Annotated in this window: 17 protein-coding genes, 1 tRNA gene and 1 pseudogene; 10 read left to right on the forward strand and 9 right to left on the reverse strand. The window is 67.3% G+C overall.

Annotated elements, in window-relative coordinates:
* From DQW85_RS41210 to upp, 5 genes are all read right to left on the reverse strand, one after another.
* A partial coding sequence (locus tag DQW85_RS41210; RefSeq protein ID WP_240197760.1) for a helix-turn-helix domain-containing protein occupies positions 1 to 1,001 on the reverse strand: 1,001 nt, incomplete at its 3' end.
* Positions 1,002 to 1,154: 153 nt separating this feature from the next.
* Entirely contained in the window at positions 1,155 to 1,685 is a 531-nt protein-coding gene (locus DQW85_RS41215; protein ID WP_113705164.1) for a PH domain-containing protein, read from the reverse strand.
* Positions 1,682 to 1,840, reverse strand: a complete 159-nt coding sequence (locus DQW85_RS46280) for a hypothetical protein (RefSeq protein WP_205315803.1) — start codon at positions 1,838 to 1,840, stop codon at positions 1,682 to 1,684. Before DQW85_RS46280 ends, DQW85_RS41215 begins: the two co-directional genes overlap by 4 nt.
* Before the next feature lie 97 nt (positions 1,841 to 1,937).
* Positions 1,938 to 2,162 carry a hypothetical protein gene (locus tag DQW85_RS41220; protein WP_113705165.1) on the reverse strand — a complete coding sequence of 75 codons (225 nt, stop codon included), beginning with the start codon at positions 2,160 to 2,162 and terminating at the stop codon, positions 1,938 to 1,940.
* Positions 2,163 to 2,299: 137 nt separating this feature from the next.
* Positions 2,300 to 2,938 carry a uracil phosphoribosyltransferase gene (gene upp, locus DQW85_RS41225; protein ID WP_113705166.1) on the reverse strand — a complete coding sequence of 213 codons (639 nt, stop codon included), beginning with the start codon at positions 2,936 to 2,938 and terminating at the stop codon, positions 2,300 to 2,302.
* Between the two features lie 143 nt (positions 2,939 to 3,081).
* Between upp and DQW85_RS41230 the strand changes: the two genes are divergently transcribed.
* From DQW85_RS41230 to DQW85_RS41245, 4 genes are all read left to right on the forward strand, one after another.
* Positions 3,082 to 3,591: a tRNA adenosine deaminase-associated protein gene (locus DQW85_RS41230; RefSeq protein WP_113705167.1), complete on the forward strand. Its 510-nt coding sequence runs from the start codon at positions 3,082 to 3,084 to the stop codon at positions 3,589 to 3,591.
* A 19-nt stretch (positions 3,592 to 3,610) separates the two neighbouring features.
* A complete protein-coding gene (locus tag DQW85_RS41235) occupies positions 3,611 to 4,087 on the forward strand; it encodes a tRNA adenosine deaminase-associated protein (protein WP_113705168.1) in 477 nt (158 codons plus the stop codon).
* A gap of 14 nt (positions 4,088 to 4,101) precedes the next feature.
* Positions 4,102 to 4,539: a tRNA adenosine(34) deaminase TadA gene (tadA, locus tag DQW85_RS41240; protein ID WP_113705192.1), complete on the forward strand. Its 438-nt coding sequence runs from the start codon at positions 4,102 to 4,104 to the stop codon at positions 4,537 to 4,539.
* Between the two features lie 10 nt (positions 4,540 to 4,549).
* Positions 4,550 to 4,636, forward strand: a tRNA-Ser gene (locus DQW85_RS41245).
* 73 nt (positions 4,637 to 4,709) lie between these two features.
* On the opposite strand, the gene DQW85_RS41250 is transcribed toward DQW85_RS41245, so the two are convergent.
* Positions 4,710 to 5,006, reverse strand: a complete 297-nt coding sequence (locus DQW85_RS41250) for a type II toxin-antitoxin system VapB family antitoxin (RefSeq protein ID WP_113705169.1) — start codon at positions 5,004 to 5,006, stop codon at positions 4,710 to 4,712.
* 47 nt (positions 5,007 to 5,053) lie between these two features.
* Positions 5,054 to 5,890 carry a KPN_02809 family neutral zinc metallopeptidase gene (gene ypfJ / locus DQW85_RS41255; RefSeq protein ID WP_113705170.1) on the reverse strand — a complete coding sequence of 279 codons (837 nt, stop codon included), beginning with the start codon at positions 5,888 to 5,890 and terminating at the stop codon, positions 5,054 to 5,056.
* Positions 5,891 to 6,051: 161 nt separating this feature from the next.
* Between ypfJ and DQW85_RS41260 the strand changes: the two genes are divergently transcribed.
* From DQW85_RS41260 to DQW85_RS41285, 6 genes and pseudogenes are all read left to right on the forward strand, one after another.
* Entirely contained in the window at positions 6,052 to 6,894 is an 843-nt protein-coding gene (locus DQW85_RS41260; RefSeq protein ID WP_113705171.1) for a class I SAM-dependent methyltransferase, read from the forward strand.
* 127 nt (positions 6,895 to 7,021) lie between these two features.
* Positions 7,022 to 7,963: a polyphosphate kinase 2 family protein gene (locus DQW85_RS41265; protein WP_113705172.1), complete on the forward strand. Its 942-nt coding sequence runs from the start codon at positions 7,022 to 7,024 to the stop codon at positions 7,961 to 7,963.
* Positions 7,964 to 8,019: 56 nt separating this feature from the next.
* Entirely contained in the window at positions 8,020 to 10,743 is a 2,724-nt protein-coding gene (locus tag DQW85_RS41270; RefSeq protein ID WP_113705173.1) for a cation-translocating P-type ATPase, read from the forward strand.
* Positions 10,744 to 10,813: 70 nt separating this feature from the next.
* Entirely contained in the window at positions 10,814 to 11,224 is a 411-nt protein-coding gene (locus DQW85_RS41275) for a VOC family protein (RefSeq protein ID WP_113705193.1), read from the forward strand.
* A 169-nt stretch (positions 11,225 to 11,393) separates the two neighbouring features.
* Positions 11,394 to 11,468: pseudogene (locus DQW85_RS48445) on the forward strand (AraC family transcriptional regulator); the annotation flags it as partial.
* A gap of 64 nt (positions 11,469 to 11,532) precedes the next feature.
* The gene (locus tag DQW85_RS41285; RefSeq protein WP_162795787.1) at positions 11,533 to 12,957 is read left to right on the forward strand and encodes a GNAT family N-acetyltransferase; all 1,425 of its coding nucleotides are present in this window, start codon (positions 11,533 to 11,535) and stop codon (positions 12,955 to 12,957) included.
* A 435-nt stretch (positions 12,958 to 13,392) separates the two neighbouring features.
* Here the strand turns inward: DQW85_RS41285 and DQW85_RS41290 are convergent, their stop codons facing one another.
* On the reverse strand, positions 13,393 to 14,079 hold the full coding sequence (locus tag DQW85_RS41290) for an HAD family hydrolase (protein WP_162795788.1): 687 nt from the start codon (positions 14,077 to 14,079) through the stop codon (positions 13,393 to 13,395).
* 8 nt (positions 14,080 to 14,087) lie between these two features.
* A complete protein-coding gene (locus DQW85_RS41295) occupies positions 14,088 to 14,927 on the reverse strand; it encodes a GntR family transcriptional regulator (RefSeq protein ID WP_205315804.1) in 840 nt (279 codons plus the stop codon).
* Positions 14,928 to 15,215: the final 288 nt, after the last annotated feature.

Here is a 15,215-nt window from a genome sequence, read left to right on the forward strand (position 1 = left end):
CGCGGAGCGGCGTGCGCCAGGTCGAGCGCGGCCGTCGCCAGCTCGCCGGCCCGCGCCGGGTCGGCGTGGCGCAGCCTGACCCGAGCGTGCGCGATGAGGGCATCGCCGTGCTCCCGCAGGACGCCCGGTGCCCCGGCGAACGACTTGGCCGCCGCGTCCACAAGGTGCTCGGCCTCGTCGATCGGCGTCGTGGCGAGCATCGCCCAGTGCATGGCCGTCCGCGCCAACTGGAGCGCCAGCCTGCTGGACCGGCCCGCTGTGATCGCGTCGTCGGCCAGGCGGACAGCCAGGGCGGAGTCGTCACCGGCGGCGGCCGTGGCGCTCGCCTGCCAGAGGGCCTGGATCTCTGCGGAACGGTCCATTACGTCAGGCACGCCATTGACGTCCAGCACCCTCTTGACGAAGGCCAGCGCCGGGGAGCCGGTCTCCAGCTCGCCGCGCGCCTCGACGATCGCGGCGGCCAGGTCGACGGCGATCTCGCCCTGGGTGATGGACAGCTGCAGCGCCTGCTCCAGCGCGTGGGCGGCGAGGTCGCGGGCGCGCAGGCGGTCGCCCGCCCGCTGGTAGCAGCGGCTGAGCGCGACCGTGAGCGGCAGGTCGGCCAGCCGCTCCGGGTGGGCTGACGCCTCTCTGCGCAGCCGCTCGAAGGCCTCGACAGCCTGGCCGAGCCGGCCCTGTGCCTCCAGCGCGCGCGCCCTGCCGAAGCGGGCGTGCGCGGTGAGCATCGCGTTCTCCTCGTCGGCGGCCTTCACGATCTCCGTGAAGCGCTCGGCCGCGATGACCGGGTCGCCGTGCTGGAGCTCGAGCTCGGCGTGGCGCAGTCCGAGCTCGGTGTCGATGCGCTGCCGAGGCTCGATCCCGTGCAGGAGGAACTCGGTGGTGCACCCCAGGCGCTCGGCCAGGAGTCGGGCTACGACCGGAGTCGGAGTGCGCTTACCCGACTCGATGAGCGAGACATAACTGTCAGACAGGTCGGGTCCGGCCAGCTGGGCCTGGGACATCCGCCTGTTCAGCCGCAGTCCACGGACGCGGTCACCGATTGTTCCCTGACTCGGCATCTCATCTCTCAAGGCGGGGAAGGGTCAACAACACGCAATGATTGCATGAAGTAGCCGAATCTGGTATCCCCACGTGAAGAATTCCTCACGGAGAGATTAATCGTCCCCGCTGTCCTTGCTGGGGAAAAGCATCTGGCACACCTCTAGGTAGAGGGTCTCAGGGTACGGAATGTACTCGACGGTGGACAGGGCCTGATCCTGACCGGCCGATTCCAGGATGAACTCCCCGTAGCCCAGCATACGGCCCAGCAATGATCGCTTGAAGCTCATGTCGGTGACCTTCGTCAGTGGCATCATCGCCACTTTGCGGGTGATCAACCCGGTGGTCAGCAGCATGCGCTTGGACGTGACAACGAAGTAGTCAACCGACCACTCCGCCACTTTCCACACGAAACGGATCAAAAGCAGCAGCCAGAGCCACCACACGACCACGAGAGCCGTGCCGCCTCCCGACTCGCCGAGGAACTTGCTGAGCAGTCCGGCGAGGATCAGGCCGCCGAAGACCTCGGCGACGGGACGGAGCAGCACGGCCGGGTGGCGCCGCACCATGATGACCTGTTGTTCGTCGGGGAGTAGGTAACGGTTGACCGACGCCGGGGCTGAGTCCCCGTGGGTCACAAGTCTCATGCGAGGTTGTTCACGAATTGGGCCAGCGAGTCGGCCGCGTTGATCATGCTGTCGAACGCCCCCTTGACCGCGTTCGCGGCGTCGGACGGTCGCGCCAGCAGGTAGTAGGCGGCAAAAGCGATGCCGCCGTATGAGAGGACTTTTTTGACCTGCACTGTCTGCCTCCGTACCGTTCCCCACTACACCCGCCGTATACATTACCCACCCGGTCGCCGGGGTAAAGGTAACTTCACGGGTTGGTTATGATCTTGCCTAACCCCGTTCGCTGGCGACCAGCGCCAGAACGTGAAGGTGCTTGCGCGCGATCCGCTCGACGAGGCTCGGATGCGCGTAGCCCGTGACTTCCAGCGCGCCGTAGTGCGCGGCCTCGACGCAACGCGTTACGGTGGTCGCCGAGTGGACGCCGGCGAACTCGTCGCACAGCGTGCTCTCGACGTCCGCGTACGGCGTCGGATCCGCCTCGGTGTGCTCGCTCACGTGAACACTCCGCTGGTCGGAAATTCGCTCATCGCGCCCCCTCGCGCCCATGCGGAAGCTGCCTTCCTCTCTCTTCGTACCCACATGACAACAGTATGTAACGAAGAGACCACTCCACGTGACGGAAGGGGGATTTCTCAGACGACCCCGTAGAGCCTGTCGCCGGCGTCGCCCAGGCCGGGAACGATGTAACCGCTCTCGTTCAGCCGCTCGTCGAGCGCCGCGGTGACCACGCGGACCGGCTTGCCGGAGTCGGCGAAGACCTTGTCCATGTACGCGAGCCCCTCCGGAGCCGCGAGCAGGCAGATCGCCGTGACGTCCTCGGCGCCCCTGTCGAACAGGAACCGCACGGCCGCGGCCAGCGTGCCTCCGGTGGCCAGCATCGGATCGACAACGTAGCACTGCCGGCCCGAGAGGTCGTCGGGAAGCCGGGTCGCGTACGTCTCGGCCTGCAGCGTGGACTCGTCGCGGATCATGCCGAGGAAGCCCACCTCCGCCGTGGGAAGCAGCCTCGTCATCCCGTCGAGCATGCCGAGCCCGGCGCGCAGGATGGGCACCACCAGCGGGTACGGGCGTGCCATCCGCACGCCGTGCGCCTGGGCGACCGGTGTCTGGACGGTCACGTCGGTGATGCGGACGTCCCGGGTGGCCTCGTACGCCAGCAGCGTCACCAGTTCGTCCGCCAGCCTGCGGAACGTGGGGGAGTCGGTGCGGACATCGCGCAGCGTGGTGAGCTTGTGCGCCACGAGCGGATGGTCGACGACGAGGGTTTCCATAAGGGACAACGCTATCTTGTTGGGAACGTACCGGCACGTCGCGCCTTCGGTTTTGATCACAATTTGGTCGGAGCGGCACACGGCGGCCGGTCGTGTCTGGAACGATATGAAGCCGAGAGAGGCCACATCGGGTGGGGTGGACGATGACAGACGAAGACGCGTTCGACTTCGCCATCGTGGTCTATCGCGAGGACGACTGCTGGGACGCCGAGATGCTCCCGGTGGCCCTCACGTCCGACCTGCAGGGCCTGGTCAAGGCGCTGCGTCAGCAGCCGAGCGAGAGCGGCACCATCGGGCTGGTCGCGGTGGGCGACGAGTTCTTCGTGGCGCTGCGCGTCCTCGGCGAGCGGATCGATGTGTTCCTCTCCGACATCTCCGCCTCCTGGGACTTCCCGCTGGCCAGGCAGGTCCTCGACTTCCTCGACGTGCCGGTCCCCGACGAGGACGAGCTCGACGAGATCCTTCAGGACGAGGAGCTGGCGCTGCCCGCGGGCGACCTGTCGATCTTCGCCGACCTGGGGCTGGACGAGATGGAGCTGGGCATCCTGTCCGGTGACATCGACCTGCTGCCCGAGGACGTGCTGTCCAGCATCGCCGCGCGGCTCGGCTTCTCCGAGCCGTTCGAGCGTGCCATCGAATCGGTCTTCGGCTGACCCTCTGGAGCTTGGACAAATGGCGGCGAACACCTTCTCTGCGGCTTTCGTCAAGATCTCCGACGGCTGGAGCGGGGCGGAGGTCGACCTGAGCCAGGCCGAGATCGTCGACGACTTCGGCGACGCCGTGACCGAGGCCCTTGGCCTGGCCGGCGACGAGCTGGCGCTGCTCTGCGTCGAGGTGGAGGACGAGTGGTTCGCCATCGTCCGCTACCTCGGCGAAGAGGAGCCGAGGGTGTTCCTCTCCGACGCGCACGCGATCGTGCCCGACAGCCTGGGCGAGCTGTTCGCCGAGTTCGCGGGCGTGGTGCCCGAGAAGGAGGGCAACGCCCTCGGCGTACGGCCCGCGGGCGACTTCGAGCTGCTCAGCGACCTCGGCCTCAGCTCCGAGGAGCTGCTGGAGCTCAGCATGGAGGAGGGCGTGCTCCCCGCCGACGTGCTTTCCGTGATCGCCGAGCGGCTCTCGTTCGGCGACGAGCTCGACCGGCTGCGGTGACCCACGCCGAGGCGATGCGCCTGGCCCTGGCCGAGGCCGTCGCCGCCGGCGCCCGCGGTGAGGTTCCCGTCGGGGCGGTGGTGCTCGACGCCGCCGGGGAGGTTCTCGCGTCCGCGGGCAACGACCGGGAGTCCGGCGCCGACCCCACCGCCCACGCCGAGGTGCTGGCCCTGCGGCGGGCAGCCCGCGAACGCGGGCGGTGGCGGCTGGACGGCTGCACGCTCGTGGTGACGCTGGAGCCGTGCACGATGTGCGCGGGCGCGGCGGTGCTGGCCAGGGTTGACCGGATCGTGTACGGCGCGGTCGACGAGAAGGGCGGGGCCGTGGGCTCGCTCTGGGACGTCGTCCGGGACCGCCGGCTCAACCACCGCCCCGAGGTGGTGATGGGCGTGCTGTCCGAGGAGTGCTCGGCCGTCCTAAAGGAGTTCTTCGCCACTCGGCGGATCCGGTAAGCTCGTCGGCGGTGGTGTCGCCTAGTGGCCGAGGGCGCACGCCTCGAAAGCGTGTGATGGGGCAACTCATCCGTGGGTTCAAATCCCACCACCACCGCTCGCGAAACGGGCCCCTGATCCATCCGGATCAGGGGCCCGTCGTGTGCTCGCGGCCGGTTGCGCGGCTCCGGTCAGCCGGATAGCTCCAGCACCCTGGCGTGCAGGATGGAGCGCTGGTGGAGCGCGGCCCGCAACGCCCGGTGCAGGCCGTCCTCCAGATACAGCTCGCCCTGCCACTGCACCACGTGGGGGAAGAGGTCACCGTAGAACGTCGAGTCGGCGGCGAGGAGGGAGTGCAGGTCCAGCATCGCCTTCGTGGTGATCAGCGAGTCGAGCCGGACCTGTCGCGGCGGTATCTGGGCCCACTCTCGGTTGGTCAGACCATGTTCGGGATAGGGGCGTCCGTCGCCGACCAGCTTGAAGATCACCCCATAGAGTTTAGGAGAGAATCTGCCTCCTTGTACTGTTCGCAGCGTTAACGCAGGTCAGCGGGGTCACACTGGCTGGGCCGGCCGGAGGCGTATCCCGTCTGGAAGGCGTTGACGCGCTGCCGCGAGGACCCGTGCGTGAACGAATCGGGATCGACCCGGCCCTGGGTCCGCTGCTGGATGCGGTCGTCGCCCACCGCGGCCGCCGCGTCGAGCGCCTCGGCGATCTCGGTCTCGGTGAACGGCTTCTCGTAGAAACCGGTCTCGACGGCATTCTTGGTCCACACGCCCGCGTAGCAGTCCGCCTGCAACTCGGTCGCTACCGAGCTCCCGCCTTCGAGGGCGCCGAGCAGGTTCTGCACGTGGTGGCCGTACTCGTGGGCGATCACATACGCCTGGGAGAACGGGCCGCCCTTGGCGCCGAACCGGCTCTGAAGGTCGTCGAAGAAGCTCAGGTCCAAGTAGACCCGCTGGTCGGCCGGGCAGTAGAAGGGGCCCACCGAGGAGTCGGCCGCGCCGCAGGCGGTGCGGACGCCGCCGCTGTAGAGGACCGTCTTCGCGGGGCGGTATCCGGACACCTCGCCCTTCCAGTAGTCCTGGATGCTGTTGACCACGCCCACCACCCGGCACTTCTCCGACTGGTCGGCGTCCTTGCCGGTCCGGCACTGCTGGGAGAGGTTCGACGTGGGCTGCTGCTGGACGGGCCGGCTGTCGCCCCCGCCGCCGAGGCTGTTCAGCACGAGGACGGCGACCATCACGATCAGGCTGACGATGCCGCCACCGCCGATGACCAGGCCGCCGGGGAACCCGCCACCCCCGCCGCCGCTCCCGCCGACGTCCTCCACCTGGGAGGCGTCGAGGTTGGCGTCGTCTCTGAAGTCCATCGCCGACGTCCCTTCTCGGATGAGCCCCGCCCTTCTCGGATGAGCCCCGATGACAGCTTCCCCGAAGCGCCCCATAGATGCCCGCCCGGACACCCACCGAACGATCGGCCAGGGCCGTATGGAACGCGCTTCTATCCTTGGACAGGGGAGGGGGTGCAGACATGCCCGCATCACCAGCGGCACCCGGACCCAGGCCGGCCGATCGGGGCGAGGATGAGCGCTCCCCGGGCCGGTACGGCGAGGCCGTGTTCGAGCCCGACAGCCCGGGAGAGGCCGAGCGCGTCGACTACGGAGCCCTGACCTACGACCCGATCAGCCGGGCCCGCCTCCTCGCCCTCGGGGTGAGTCCCGGGTGGCGCTGCCTGGACGCCGGAGCAGGCACCGGCGGCATCGCCCGCTGGCTCGCCCACGACATCGGCGTCGCCGAGGTGGTCGCCGTCGACCGGGACATCAGGTTCCTGATCGACGCCGCCGACGACACGCTCCGGCCACTGGCGGCCGACATCACGGACCCGTCCTTCGATCCGGGCCGCTTCGACCTGGTGCACGCGCGCTTCCTGCTCATGCACCTGCCGGACCACGAGGAGGTCCTGTCCCGCCTGGCGGCACTGGTGGCCCCCGGTGGCCGGCTGCTCGTCAGCGACGCCATCGACCTCACCACCGAACCGTCGCCGGAGTCGCCGTACCGGGCGGCCATGCTGGCCATGTGGCAGGCCCTGAGGGAGACCATCGGCACGGACATCACCTGGGTGCCCGGGTACCCGTGGCGGCTGCGCGTGATCGGGCTGGCCGAGGTGGGCGCGGAGGTGTACGTGCCGCCCCTCACCCGCGGCCGGCCGATCACCTCGTTCTGGCTGGAGACCTGGGCCCGGCTGCGCGAGGCGATGCTTGGGACCGGCCTCGTGGACACCGGGACGCTCGACGAGGCGGCGCGGTCACTGTCGTCGGGCTCCTTCGCCGGCCTCTCACCCGGCATGATCTCGGCCTGGGGGCGGCGGGTGTAGTGGGCGACGCGACGTTGAATCACCCGTCGCGGGCGATGCGGCCGCGGAGCAACCCGACTTTGCTGAACACGCACGGTGGCCCGCGATCGGCCCAATGGCGTTCGGACTGGAAAGGGGTGGGTCGTCGATGGCGGACACCAGGGCCGAGCGCATCGCGCGGCTGATCGAGCCGCTGCGAGTCAGGCCAGGATCGCGGGTGGACCTGGGCAAGGACTTCGATCCCCGCTACAAGGCCGATCTGCGCAAGCAGGCCGGCGTCGAGTTGCTGCGCGCGGGGGTGTCGCTGCTCGCCGAGTACCAGGAGCGGCTGGCCGCCCAGAGCACGTTCGGAGTGCTGCTCTGCCTGCAGGCGCTGGATGCCGGAGGCAAGGACGGGACGATCCGGCACGTCATGAGCGGGGTGAACCCCCAAGGTGTGAAGGTGAGCAGCTTCAAGGTGCCGTCCTCCGAGGAGCTCGACCACGACTACCTGTGGCGCTACGCCCGCAGGCTGCCCGCCCGCGGTGACATCGCCATCTTCAACCGCTCCCACTACGAGGAGGTCCTGGTCGTACGGGTGCACCCGGAGAACCTCGAACGGCAGAGGCTGCCGGAGCACCTGCGTGGGCCGGAGATCTGGGACCGCCGCTACCGGGAGATCAACAACTGGGAGCGCTACCTGACGGACAACGGCTTCAAGGTGGTGAAGGTCTTCCTGAACCTTTCCAGGGAGGAGCAGCGCGTCCGCTTCATGAAGCGGATCGACCTGCCGGAGAAGAACTGGAAGTTCTCCGCCGCCGATGTCCGGGAGCGCCGGCGGTGGGACGACTACCAGCACGCGTTCTCCGAGATGCTCTCGGCGACCAGTACGAAGTGGGCGCCCTGGTATGTCGTGCCTGCCGATCGGAAGTGGTTCGCGCGCATCTGCACGGCAGCGGTGCTGGCACACACGCTGATGGACATCGACCCCCAGTATCCGGTGGTCGGCGAGGAGGCACGCGAGGACCTCCAGGTCGCGAGGCGGGAGCTGGAGGACGAGGCTCCCGACGGGGTCCCGGCCGATCCGTACGCGGCGGCCCATCCGGGCTAGCGGATCCAGGGGCCCGCCGGGCACCGAGCGGACCGATCCGGACCGGAGGTCTGACAATGACGACGCAGTCGAACCAGGCAGCCGCGCAGCCCGTCGCTCCCGACATCTGGTACGCGCGTTCTCCGCGGGAGGTCGCCACCGCGTTCGGAGTCGACCCGGGGACGGGGCTCTCCTCGGCCAGGGTCACCGAACTGCTGGCCGCGTACGGGCCGAACGCGCTGCCCGAGGAGAGGCCGGATCCGGCATGGCGGCGGTTCCTGCGGCAGTACCGCAGCTACATGCAGATCGTGCTGGTGGTGGCGGCGGTCGTGTCGATGGTGATCGCGCAATGGGCCACGGCGATCCTGCTCGTCGTGCTGACGCTGCTGAACGCGGTCGTGGGCCTTCGCCAGGAGGGCAAGGCCGAGAGCGCGATGAACGCGTTGAAGTCCATGCTGCGGGCCACGGCCCGGGTGCGGCGCGACGGATCCGAGTCGGAGATCCCGGCTGAACAGCTCGTGGTGGGCGACGTCGTGCTCATCGCCGCCGGTGACCAGGTCCCGGCGGACGGACGGATCATCGAGGCCTTCGCGCTGCAGATCGACGAGTCGGCACTCACCGGCGAGAGCGTTCCCGCCGCGAAGGACACCGGAACACTCCCGGACGTCCCGCTCGGGCCGGGGGAGCAGTCGAACATGGCGTTCATGAACACCCCGGTCACCCACGGCAGCGGTGTTCTCGTCATCACGGGGACCGGCCGGAGCACGGAGCTCGGGAAGATCTCCGGGATGCTGGCGGTCACCGAGAAGGAGGAGCCGCCGCTCACCAAGGAGCTCGACACCCTGACGCTGTGGATCACCGCGGCGGCGGGCCTGACCATGATCGTGATGTTCGCCCTGGGACGGAGCCGCGGCCAGCCGTGGGACGTGCTCTTCGTCAGCGCGGTCTCCCTGGCCATCGCCGCCATTCCGGAGGCCCTGCCGACGGTGACGCAGGCGATCCTCTCCGTCGGCAGCCTCAACCTGGCGAAGCGGAACGCGATCGTCAAGGAGCTTCCGTCGGTGGAGACCCTGGCGTTCACGTCGGCGATCAACTCGGACAAGACCGGCACCCTGACGATGAACCAGATGACGGTGGTCGAGGTCGTGAGCCCCACGGACCGGTACACCGTCTCGGGTACGGGCTACGGACTCGAAGGGAAGATCCATCACGCCGCGGGCTCCTCCGCCGGCATGGAGGACGCGATCCTCCCGTATCTGGTCGCGAACGACGCCAAACTGGTGGACGGCGACGTCGTGGGCGATCCTACGGAGGGCGCGTTCCTCGTGCTGGCCCACAAGGCCGGGCTGGACATCGAAGCCACCCGTGAGCGCCTGTCCCGCATCGCCACCCTGCCGTTCGATCCGAGCTACAAGCTCATGGCCACCTTCAACTCCGCCACCGACGCCTCGGGCCGGCCGGTGGTGCGATGCTTCGTCAAGGGCGCCGCTCCGGCGGTGATGGCCCGCGCGGCGACAGCACTGTCCGCGGGCGCGACGATCCCGTGGGACACCGAGCTCAGGCGGCGCGCCCAGCAGCAGACCGAGCGCATGGGCGGTGAGGGGCGCCGGGTGATGGCGGCGGCCACCCGCGACCTGGATCCGTCCGGCTTCGACCCCGACGGCGATCTGCTCGCCTACGTCACGGAGCTGCGGATGACGAGCCTCGTCGGCATGGTCGATCCGCCGCGCGAGGAGTCCGGCGCCGCCGTGGCGAGCGCCCAGGCCGCCCACATCCGGGTCCGCATGGTCACCGGGGACGACGTCACCACCGGCGCCGCCATCGCCCGGCAGCTCGGAATCCCCGGAGAGGCCATGCTCGGCGCCGAATTCGCCGCGCTTCCCGAGCACGAGCAGGTGGCCCGCATCGACGACATCGGTGTGCTGGGGAGGGTGGCTCCGGAACACAAGGTGCTGCTGGCCGCCACGCTCAAGAGGAAGGGCGACGTGGTGGCGATGACCGGTGACGGCGTCAACGACGCGCCCGCCATCAAGTCCGCCGACATCGGCATCGCGATGGGCAGCGGAACGGAGGTGGCGAAGAACGCCGGACGGATGATCCTCTCCGACGACAACTTCGCCACGATCGTGTTCGCCGTGGAGCAGGGCCGCATGCTCTACGACAACCTGACCAAGTACATCCGTTTCGTACTCCTGCTCCTGGTCACGTTCGTGCTGACCTTTCTCGGGGCGACGATCTTCAACATCGCGGGCGGCGAGCCCTTCACCCCGCCGCAGGTCCTGTGGATCCACTTCGTGGTCAACGCCTCGTTCGGCTTCGCCCTGGGCTTCGACAAGGAGAGCCCGGGCCTCATGCGGCGCAGGCCGCGTCCCCGGGGGGAGTCGGTGCTGACCCGGCCCGTGATCCTGACGGTCGGGCTCAGCGGACTGGCGCTCACGGTGATCCTGCTCGGACTGATCAAGCTCGGGGTGTCCTACTACGGCAGTGTCGCGATCGGGAACTCGATGGCGTTCACCGCCTTCGCGCTCTGCCTGATCGTGGCCGCGTACGAATGCCGCAGCGAGACGGACTCGGTGCTGACGCCGAGCACGTTCGACAGCAAGCAGATGAACTGGGTGGCTCTGGCCCAGTTCGCACTGGCGGTGCTGGTGACCCAGATGGACGGGTTCCAGCGCGTCCTCGGTACGACCGAGATCAATCTGCGGCAGTTCGGCTGGGCTCTGCTGTCCGCTCTCGCGCTCCTGCTCCTATGGGAACTGGGCAAGCTCCTGGCCCGCCGGTCGCGCCGGGCGACTTGGTAGCCCGCCTGTCCCTGACCTCCAGGCGAGCTCTGGAGGCGACTGGCTACGCTTGGTGATGGGGGTGGTCGAGATGTCGGTTTCACTGCTGACTGTCGTCGTGGATTGCCGTGACCCGCATCGCCAGGCCGAGTTCTGGGCGCGGGTGCTGGCGTACAAGGTCAACCAACGCAACCCCGACGAGTTTCAAGTCAGCGACCCCGCCGGTGTCGGCGGATCGCTGTACTTCATGAAGGTGCCCGAGCCCAAGGCGGGCAAGAACCGGCTGCACCTGGACCTGGTGGCCTCAGACTCGATGGAGGCCGAAGTCGCGCGGCTGGTCGAGGCTGGAGCCCAGTTGGTCGAGGTACGGCAAGATCCGGCTTCCCTGGACAACCCGGACACGTGGACGGTGATGCGTGATCCAGAAGGAAACGAGTTCTGCGTGACGGGCGCTACGACCCTGACCGGGTGGGACCGGCCGACTGGTGCGCGGCGAGCTTGAACGGGCCGGGCACCTGCCGTAGTCATTTTTCCACCTTTAGTATGATCTTTCCGCGAGTCGTGCCACGCTCGGCGGCACGGTGCACGTCTGCCAGGGACTCCAGCAGGCGCGCGTCCGCCTCGACCTCCACCACGCCCTTGTCGATCAGCGCCGCCAGCTCTCGGCTGCCGGCTACGGCTCGGAGTTCGCCTCCGCCAACGCCTTCAAACGCGAGTACGGCACGGCCCCAGGCAAATACCGCCGCCTGGGCTGCCCGGCGGCGCAACGATCACTAGGATGCCCATTCCGGCGATCACGAGGCAGGGCGTATGTACGTGATCCACCGATCGTGGGACCAAGGAATCCTGGGCAAGTCGGTACGGCATCTGCCCGAGCCGTCAGTGCTGGGCTGGGTCCGCGGCATCTGGAACGACGTCTGCGACCTGGACGACGCCTGCGACTTGCTCATTCGAGAGCTCGGCACAGACCTTTACGGCCTGCCTTGGCTCTTCTCGGGCGGCGGCCAGGCACCGCTGGACATGCGTGAACTGCGCGTCCTGGCCAGAACGCGGATCCCGGACGTCTATCAGTGCAACGTCGACGAGCACAGCATCCGGATCCTGGCCAACGGCCTCCACCATGACGTGGCCTACTACCTCGTGGACGACGACGCCGTCGCGGCCAACCCGGGACGATGGTCCTTCGCCGTACACGATGGACCGCTGCCCGACAGTGCGGCCCCGTTCGCGAGCCGTCCAGTGTTCACATCGCCGCTGGACACCATCTCCCTGACCGAACACCCGCCGCCCGGAGAGGGAGTCGTCTACGCGATCTGGCTCACCTTCAAGGCGCTCCGTGACTGCATCGGCTGGAATCACACGTACGCCTTACCCGGTGTGCGCCTCACGCAGCTCGGCGCAGTGCTGCGCGACCTCGACACCTCCACGGAGGAGTGGCCGCTGGAACTGGAGATCCTGCGCGCGCTGGTCGCGCCCACCGAGAACGGCATCGCCGCCGCACTTGAGCGCTGCAACCGCTGGCCCACCTACAGCCTGTCGTCGGAGGAGCGGCCTGAATCGCCCCGCTCACACGCCGAGGCGCTGCGCCTCATCGAGGCTGTCACGCCCGAAACCGAGCGTGAGCGCCTGCGCACCGTCATCCGGACGGGTGAACATGTGGCTCAGATGTTCGTCCACGGCGGGAGCGAACTCTTCGATCAGTGGTTCTTCTTCGACGACCAGTGGGCCGGCGCTCATCCCGACCTGGCCGCGTCGCTGGTCTGGTTCGCCTACCACTGGGACCCGCTCTGTTCGCGCTGGCACATGCGCTTCACGCCGTGCTCGGACAATCGCATCCGGTACGTCGCGGTGGTCGGCGAGGACGGCCACGTGCGGGTGCGAGAAGCCGAGCCGAAGGACGCGGTGCGGATATGTGATCTGTACGAATGGGCCTATGAGAGGCGACCGATGGGTGACGTGACCGCTGGGGAAGTGCTCGGCACCGTAGAGCTGCAGCTTCAGCAGCCATCACCTGACATGTGCAAGTTCACCGACTTTGTGATCACTCGTACTCGGCGCGGACAGGCCGTAGCTGCCAGGCTCGCCCGCCACATCCGCCACGACCTACGGGCGGAGGGCATCACTCGCATCACTGATTGGCTTCCCACTGACTACTCCCACGGCCGCCGCTTCCTGCGCGCACTCGGTGAGATCCGCACGCCCTCCGGCGCGCCCGAGTTCCTGCTTATCCGCTGACCACAGCGGACTCCCTTGCTGACGTGATGACGTCCTGCTGATCCTGGGAGTTCCCGAGCGAACCGCTGAGACTCGAACTGGGACTGGACATAGCGAAGGGGCCGACTTGGATGGGGTCGGCCCCTTGGCGTTTACTGCCTCAACCAGGCGCGGAGGATAGGGGATTTGAACCCCTGATAGGTTGCCCTATACACGCTTTCCAAGCCTGCTGATCTCAATACGGGGCCGTCCGAGATCCATTCTGAGCAGGCGAAGAGGCGGTATGCGGCCCCGCTTGAACGGACCCGGACGGCTGTGAACTGAGACCCAAAATGAGACCCCCGACCGGACGATGTGGAAGCGCTGAGAGGCTTTCTAACAAGACCAACTTTATCTTGATGACATGACATCACGACGTGCGGGTTCGGCCCTCTGTGGCGCTCTCAGCGGCCTTGGCTATGGAGACTCGGCGGAAAGCAGCTGCATCATGCTCGTCACGATGTGGTCAGCGCCCGCTGCTTGGAGTCTGACCGCCTTGCCAGGGCGGTTGGCGTACCCGACCGCGACAACGCCTGTCGCTCTGCACACCTCCATGTCAGTCGTAGAGTCACCCACGAGCACGCTCGCTGACGGCTCGATGATGAGCCGTTGGAGCACCTGACGTACCAAGTGCGGGTTCGGCTTCATGAGACTTGGATCTGGATCGACGCGAGCGGACACGTAGTCGATCGCTTCCCCGAGATGGGTTCGTTGCAGGTAGGCCGTTACTGCCATGGCCGAATTGTTGCTGACCACTGCTACGGCCTTGCCGAGGCGTTTCGACTGCTGGATAAGATCAGCGGCCCCGGGAGTCGGACGCGCAGTTTGAACCGCTTCTACTTCGAGCCTGGTCAACATGTCCCGTGTGATGCGGCTTACATCCGGGCCAAGTTGCCCGCTGAATCGAAAGACCGCCAGCGGGTCATCAAGGGCCTGTACCTCCGGTGGGATCTCAACATCATGCGTAGCGAGGAAACTGCGCAGTGATGCTGCCACCTGCGGCGCGGGTAGGCCCGCGAAGATGTCACAGATCGGGCCGTCGAAGTCGAGTAGGACGCACTGAGCTTTCCGCATCGTCTCCTGTATGGCTGCGAGCGTTTCCATGTGCGCTATCACGCGATTTCTCGCGCGACGGTGTTCCATACGCTGTCGAACCAAGCGCGGGACTGTACGACGAACTGACCTGACGCCGAATCCTCTCCATCGCTCAAGGCGAAGTGGAACAGCTCCGCATCCTTGCCCATCAGGTCATAGATGGCCTGCGGTTCTCCACCGAGGGCAACGGTGTGTTTGGTGACCGGATAGAAGCCGAAGAACGCCTCTTCGCCATTGATCACGTAGAGCTTGAAACGTGGCGGTTCGCCACAGATGCGCACGTCGGCAGACGCCGATGCCACGAGGCCAAGATCCTTGAGTTCCTGTACGGATTCCACGATGGCCTGAGCGTGGCGGGAGGCGATCCGCTCTGCGCGCTTCCGAAACAGAGGCTCATCTTCGAGGTTGTCTACGCGGCACGGCATCGACCACGGACGGGACGTGTCCGGGATGAGGATGCGGATGGTGATGCTCTCGGGCACGAGCTTGCCGACCCGGATGTTGTCGAGTGGTTCTTGGATTGCGCCGTGAAGTGTCTCGCCAGAGAAGCCCGCAAACTCTATCGAGACTTCTGAGCGCTTGAACGCCTGCTCGATGTGAGGGCGTAGGCCAACCGGTCGTGCGGTCCGCTCGCGAACGAACACGCCGCTTCCCTGTCTTGTGACCACCAGGCCCTCATCACGGAGTTGACGGACGGCCTGCTGAACGGTCATGCGGGCAACGCCGAACTGCTTCGCCAGCTCGGGGCCAGACGGAAGCTTGTCGCCGGGATTGAGCTTTCTCGTGAGGATCGCGGCCCTCAGTTGGTGGGCTACCTGCAAATACGGCGGACGTGGGTCATCCGGATCAAGTTGCATGCCCCACAGCTTAACCGGAACCTGGCCATCATTCCTAGGCAACTTAAGCATGTCTCTTGACATGCCTAGGCAGGCCAGTCAGCATGATGCTTGTACAACCTGCCTAGCCAGGCTGGACAACCTGCACAGCCGGAAGACACGGGAAGGCGGCGCAAGCCGCACGCCGACGGGCTGGCGCACCTGATCACTTGAGAACTCAATAGCGACGACAGGGCCACCGCCTCCCACTGAAAAGGCGGCCCGTGCAGGGAAAGCCCTGCGCACGGCAACTGACCGTCCGAGATCGCC

Source organism: Nonomuraea lactucae (assembly GCF_003313395.1).
GTDB lineage: Bacteria > Actinomycetota > Actinomycetes > Streptosporangiales > Streptosporangiaceae > Nonomuraea > Nonomuraea lactucae.

Bases quoted from the DNA above. Each gene is read 5' to 3' on its own strand.
- DQW85_RS41230 (WP_113705167.1), top strand. From the start codon at position 3,082: ATGACAGACGAAGACGCGTTCGACTTCGCCATCGTGGTCTATCGCGAG.
- DQW85_RS41215 (WP_113705164.1), bottom strand. From the start codon at position 1,685: ATGAGACTTGTGACCCACGGGGACTCAGCCCCGGCGTCGGTCAACCGT.
- tadA (WP_113705192.1), top strand. From the start codon at position 4,102: ATGCGCCTGGCCCTGGCCGAGGCCGTCGCCGCCGGCGCCCGCGGTGAG.
- DQW85_RS41260 (WP_113705171.1), top strand. From the start codon at position 6,052: ATGCCCGCATCACCAGCGGCACCCGGACCCAGGCCGGCCGATCGGGGC.
- DQW85_RS41235 (WP_113705168.1), top strand. From the start codon at position 3,611: ATGGCGGCGAACACCTTCTCTGCGGCTTTCGTCAAGATCTCCGACGGC.
- DQW85_RS41295 (WP_205315804.1), bottom strand. From the start codon at position 14,927: ATGCAACTTGATCCGGATGACCCACGTCCGCCGTATTTGCAGGTAGCC.
- DQW85_RS41275 (WP_113705193.1), top strand. From the start codon at position 10,814: ATGTCGGTTTCACTGCTGACTGTCGTCGTGGATTGCCGTGACCCGCAT.
- DQW85_RS41290 (WP_162795788.1), bottom strand. From the start codon at position 14,079: ATGGAAACGCTCGCAGCCATACAGGAGACGATGCGGAAAGCTCAGTGC.
- DQW85_RS41270 (WP_113705173.1), top strand. From the start codon at position 8,020: ATGACGACGCAGTCGAACCAGGCAGCCGCGCAGCCCGTCGCTCCCGAC.
- ypfJ (WP_113705170.1), bottom strand. From the start codon at position 5,890: ATGGACTTCAGAGACGACGCCAACCTCGACGCCTCCCAGGTGGAGGAC.
- DQW85_RS41265 (WP_113705172.1), top strand. From the start codon at position 7,022: ATGGCGGACACCAGGGCCGAGCGCATCGCGCGGCTGATCGAGCCGCTG.
- DQW85_RS41285 (WP_162795787.1), top strand. From the start codon at position 11,533: ATGTACGTGATCCACCGATCGTGGGACCAAGGAATCCTGGGCAAGTCG.
- upp (WP_113705166.1), bottom strand. From the start codon at position 2,938: ATGGAAACCCTCGTCGTCGACCATCCGCTCGTGGCGCACAAGCTCACC.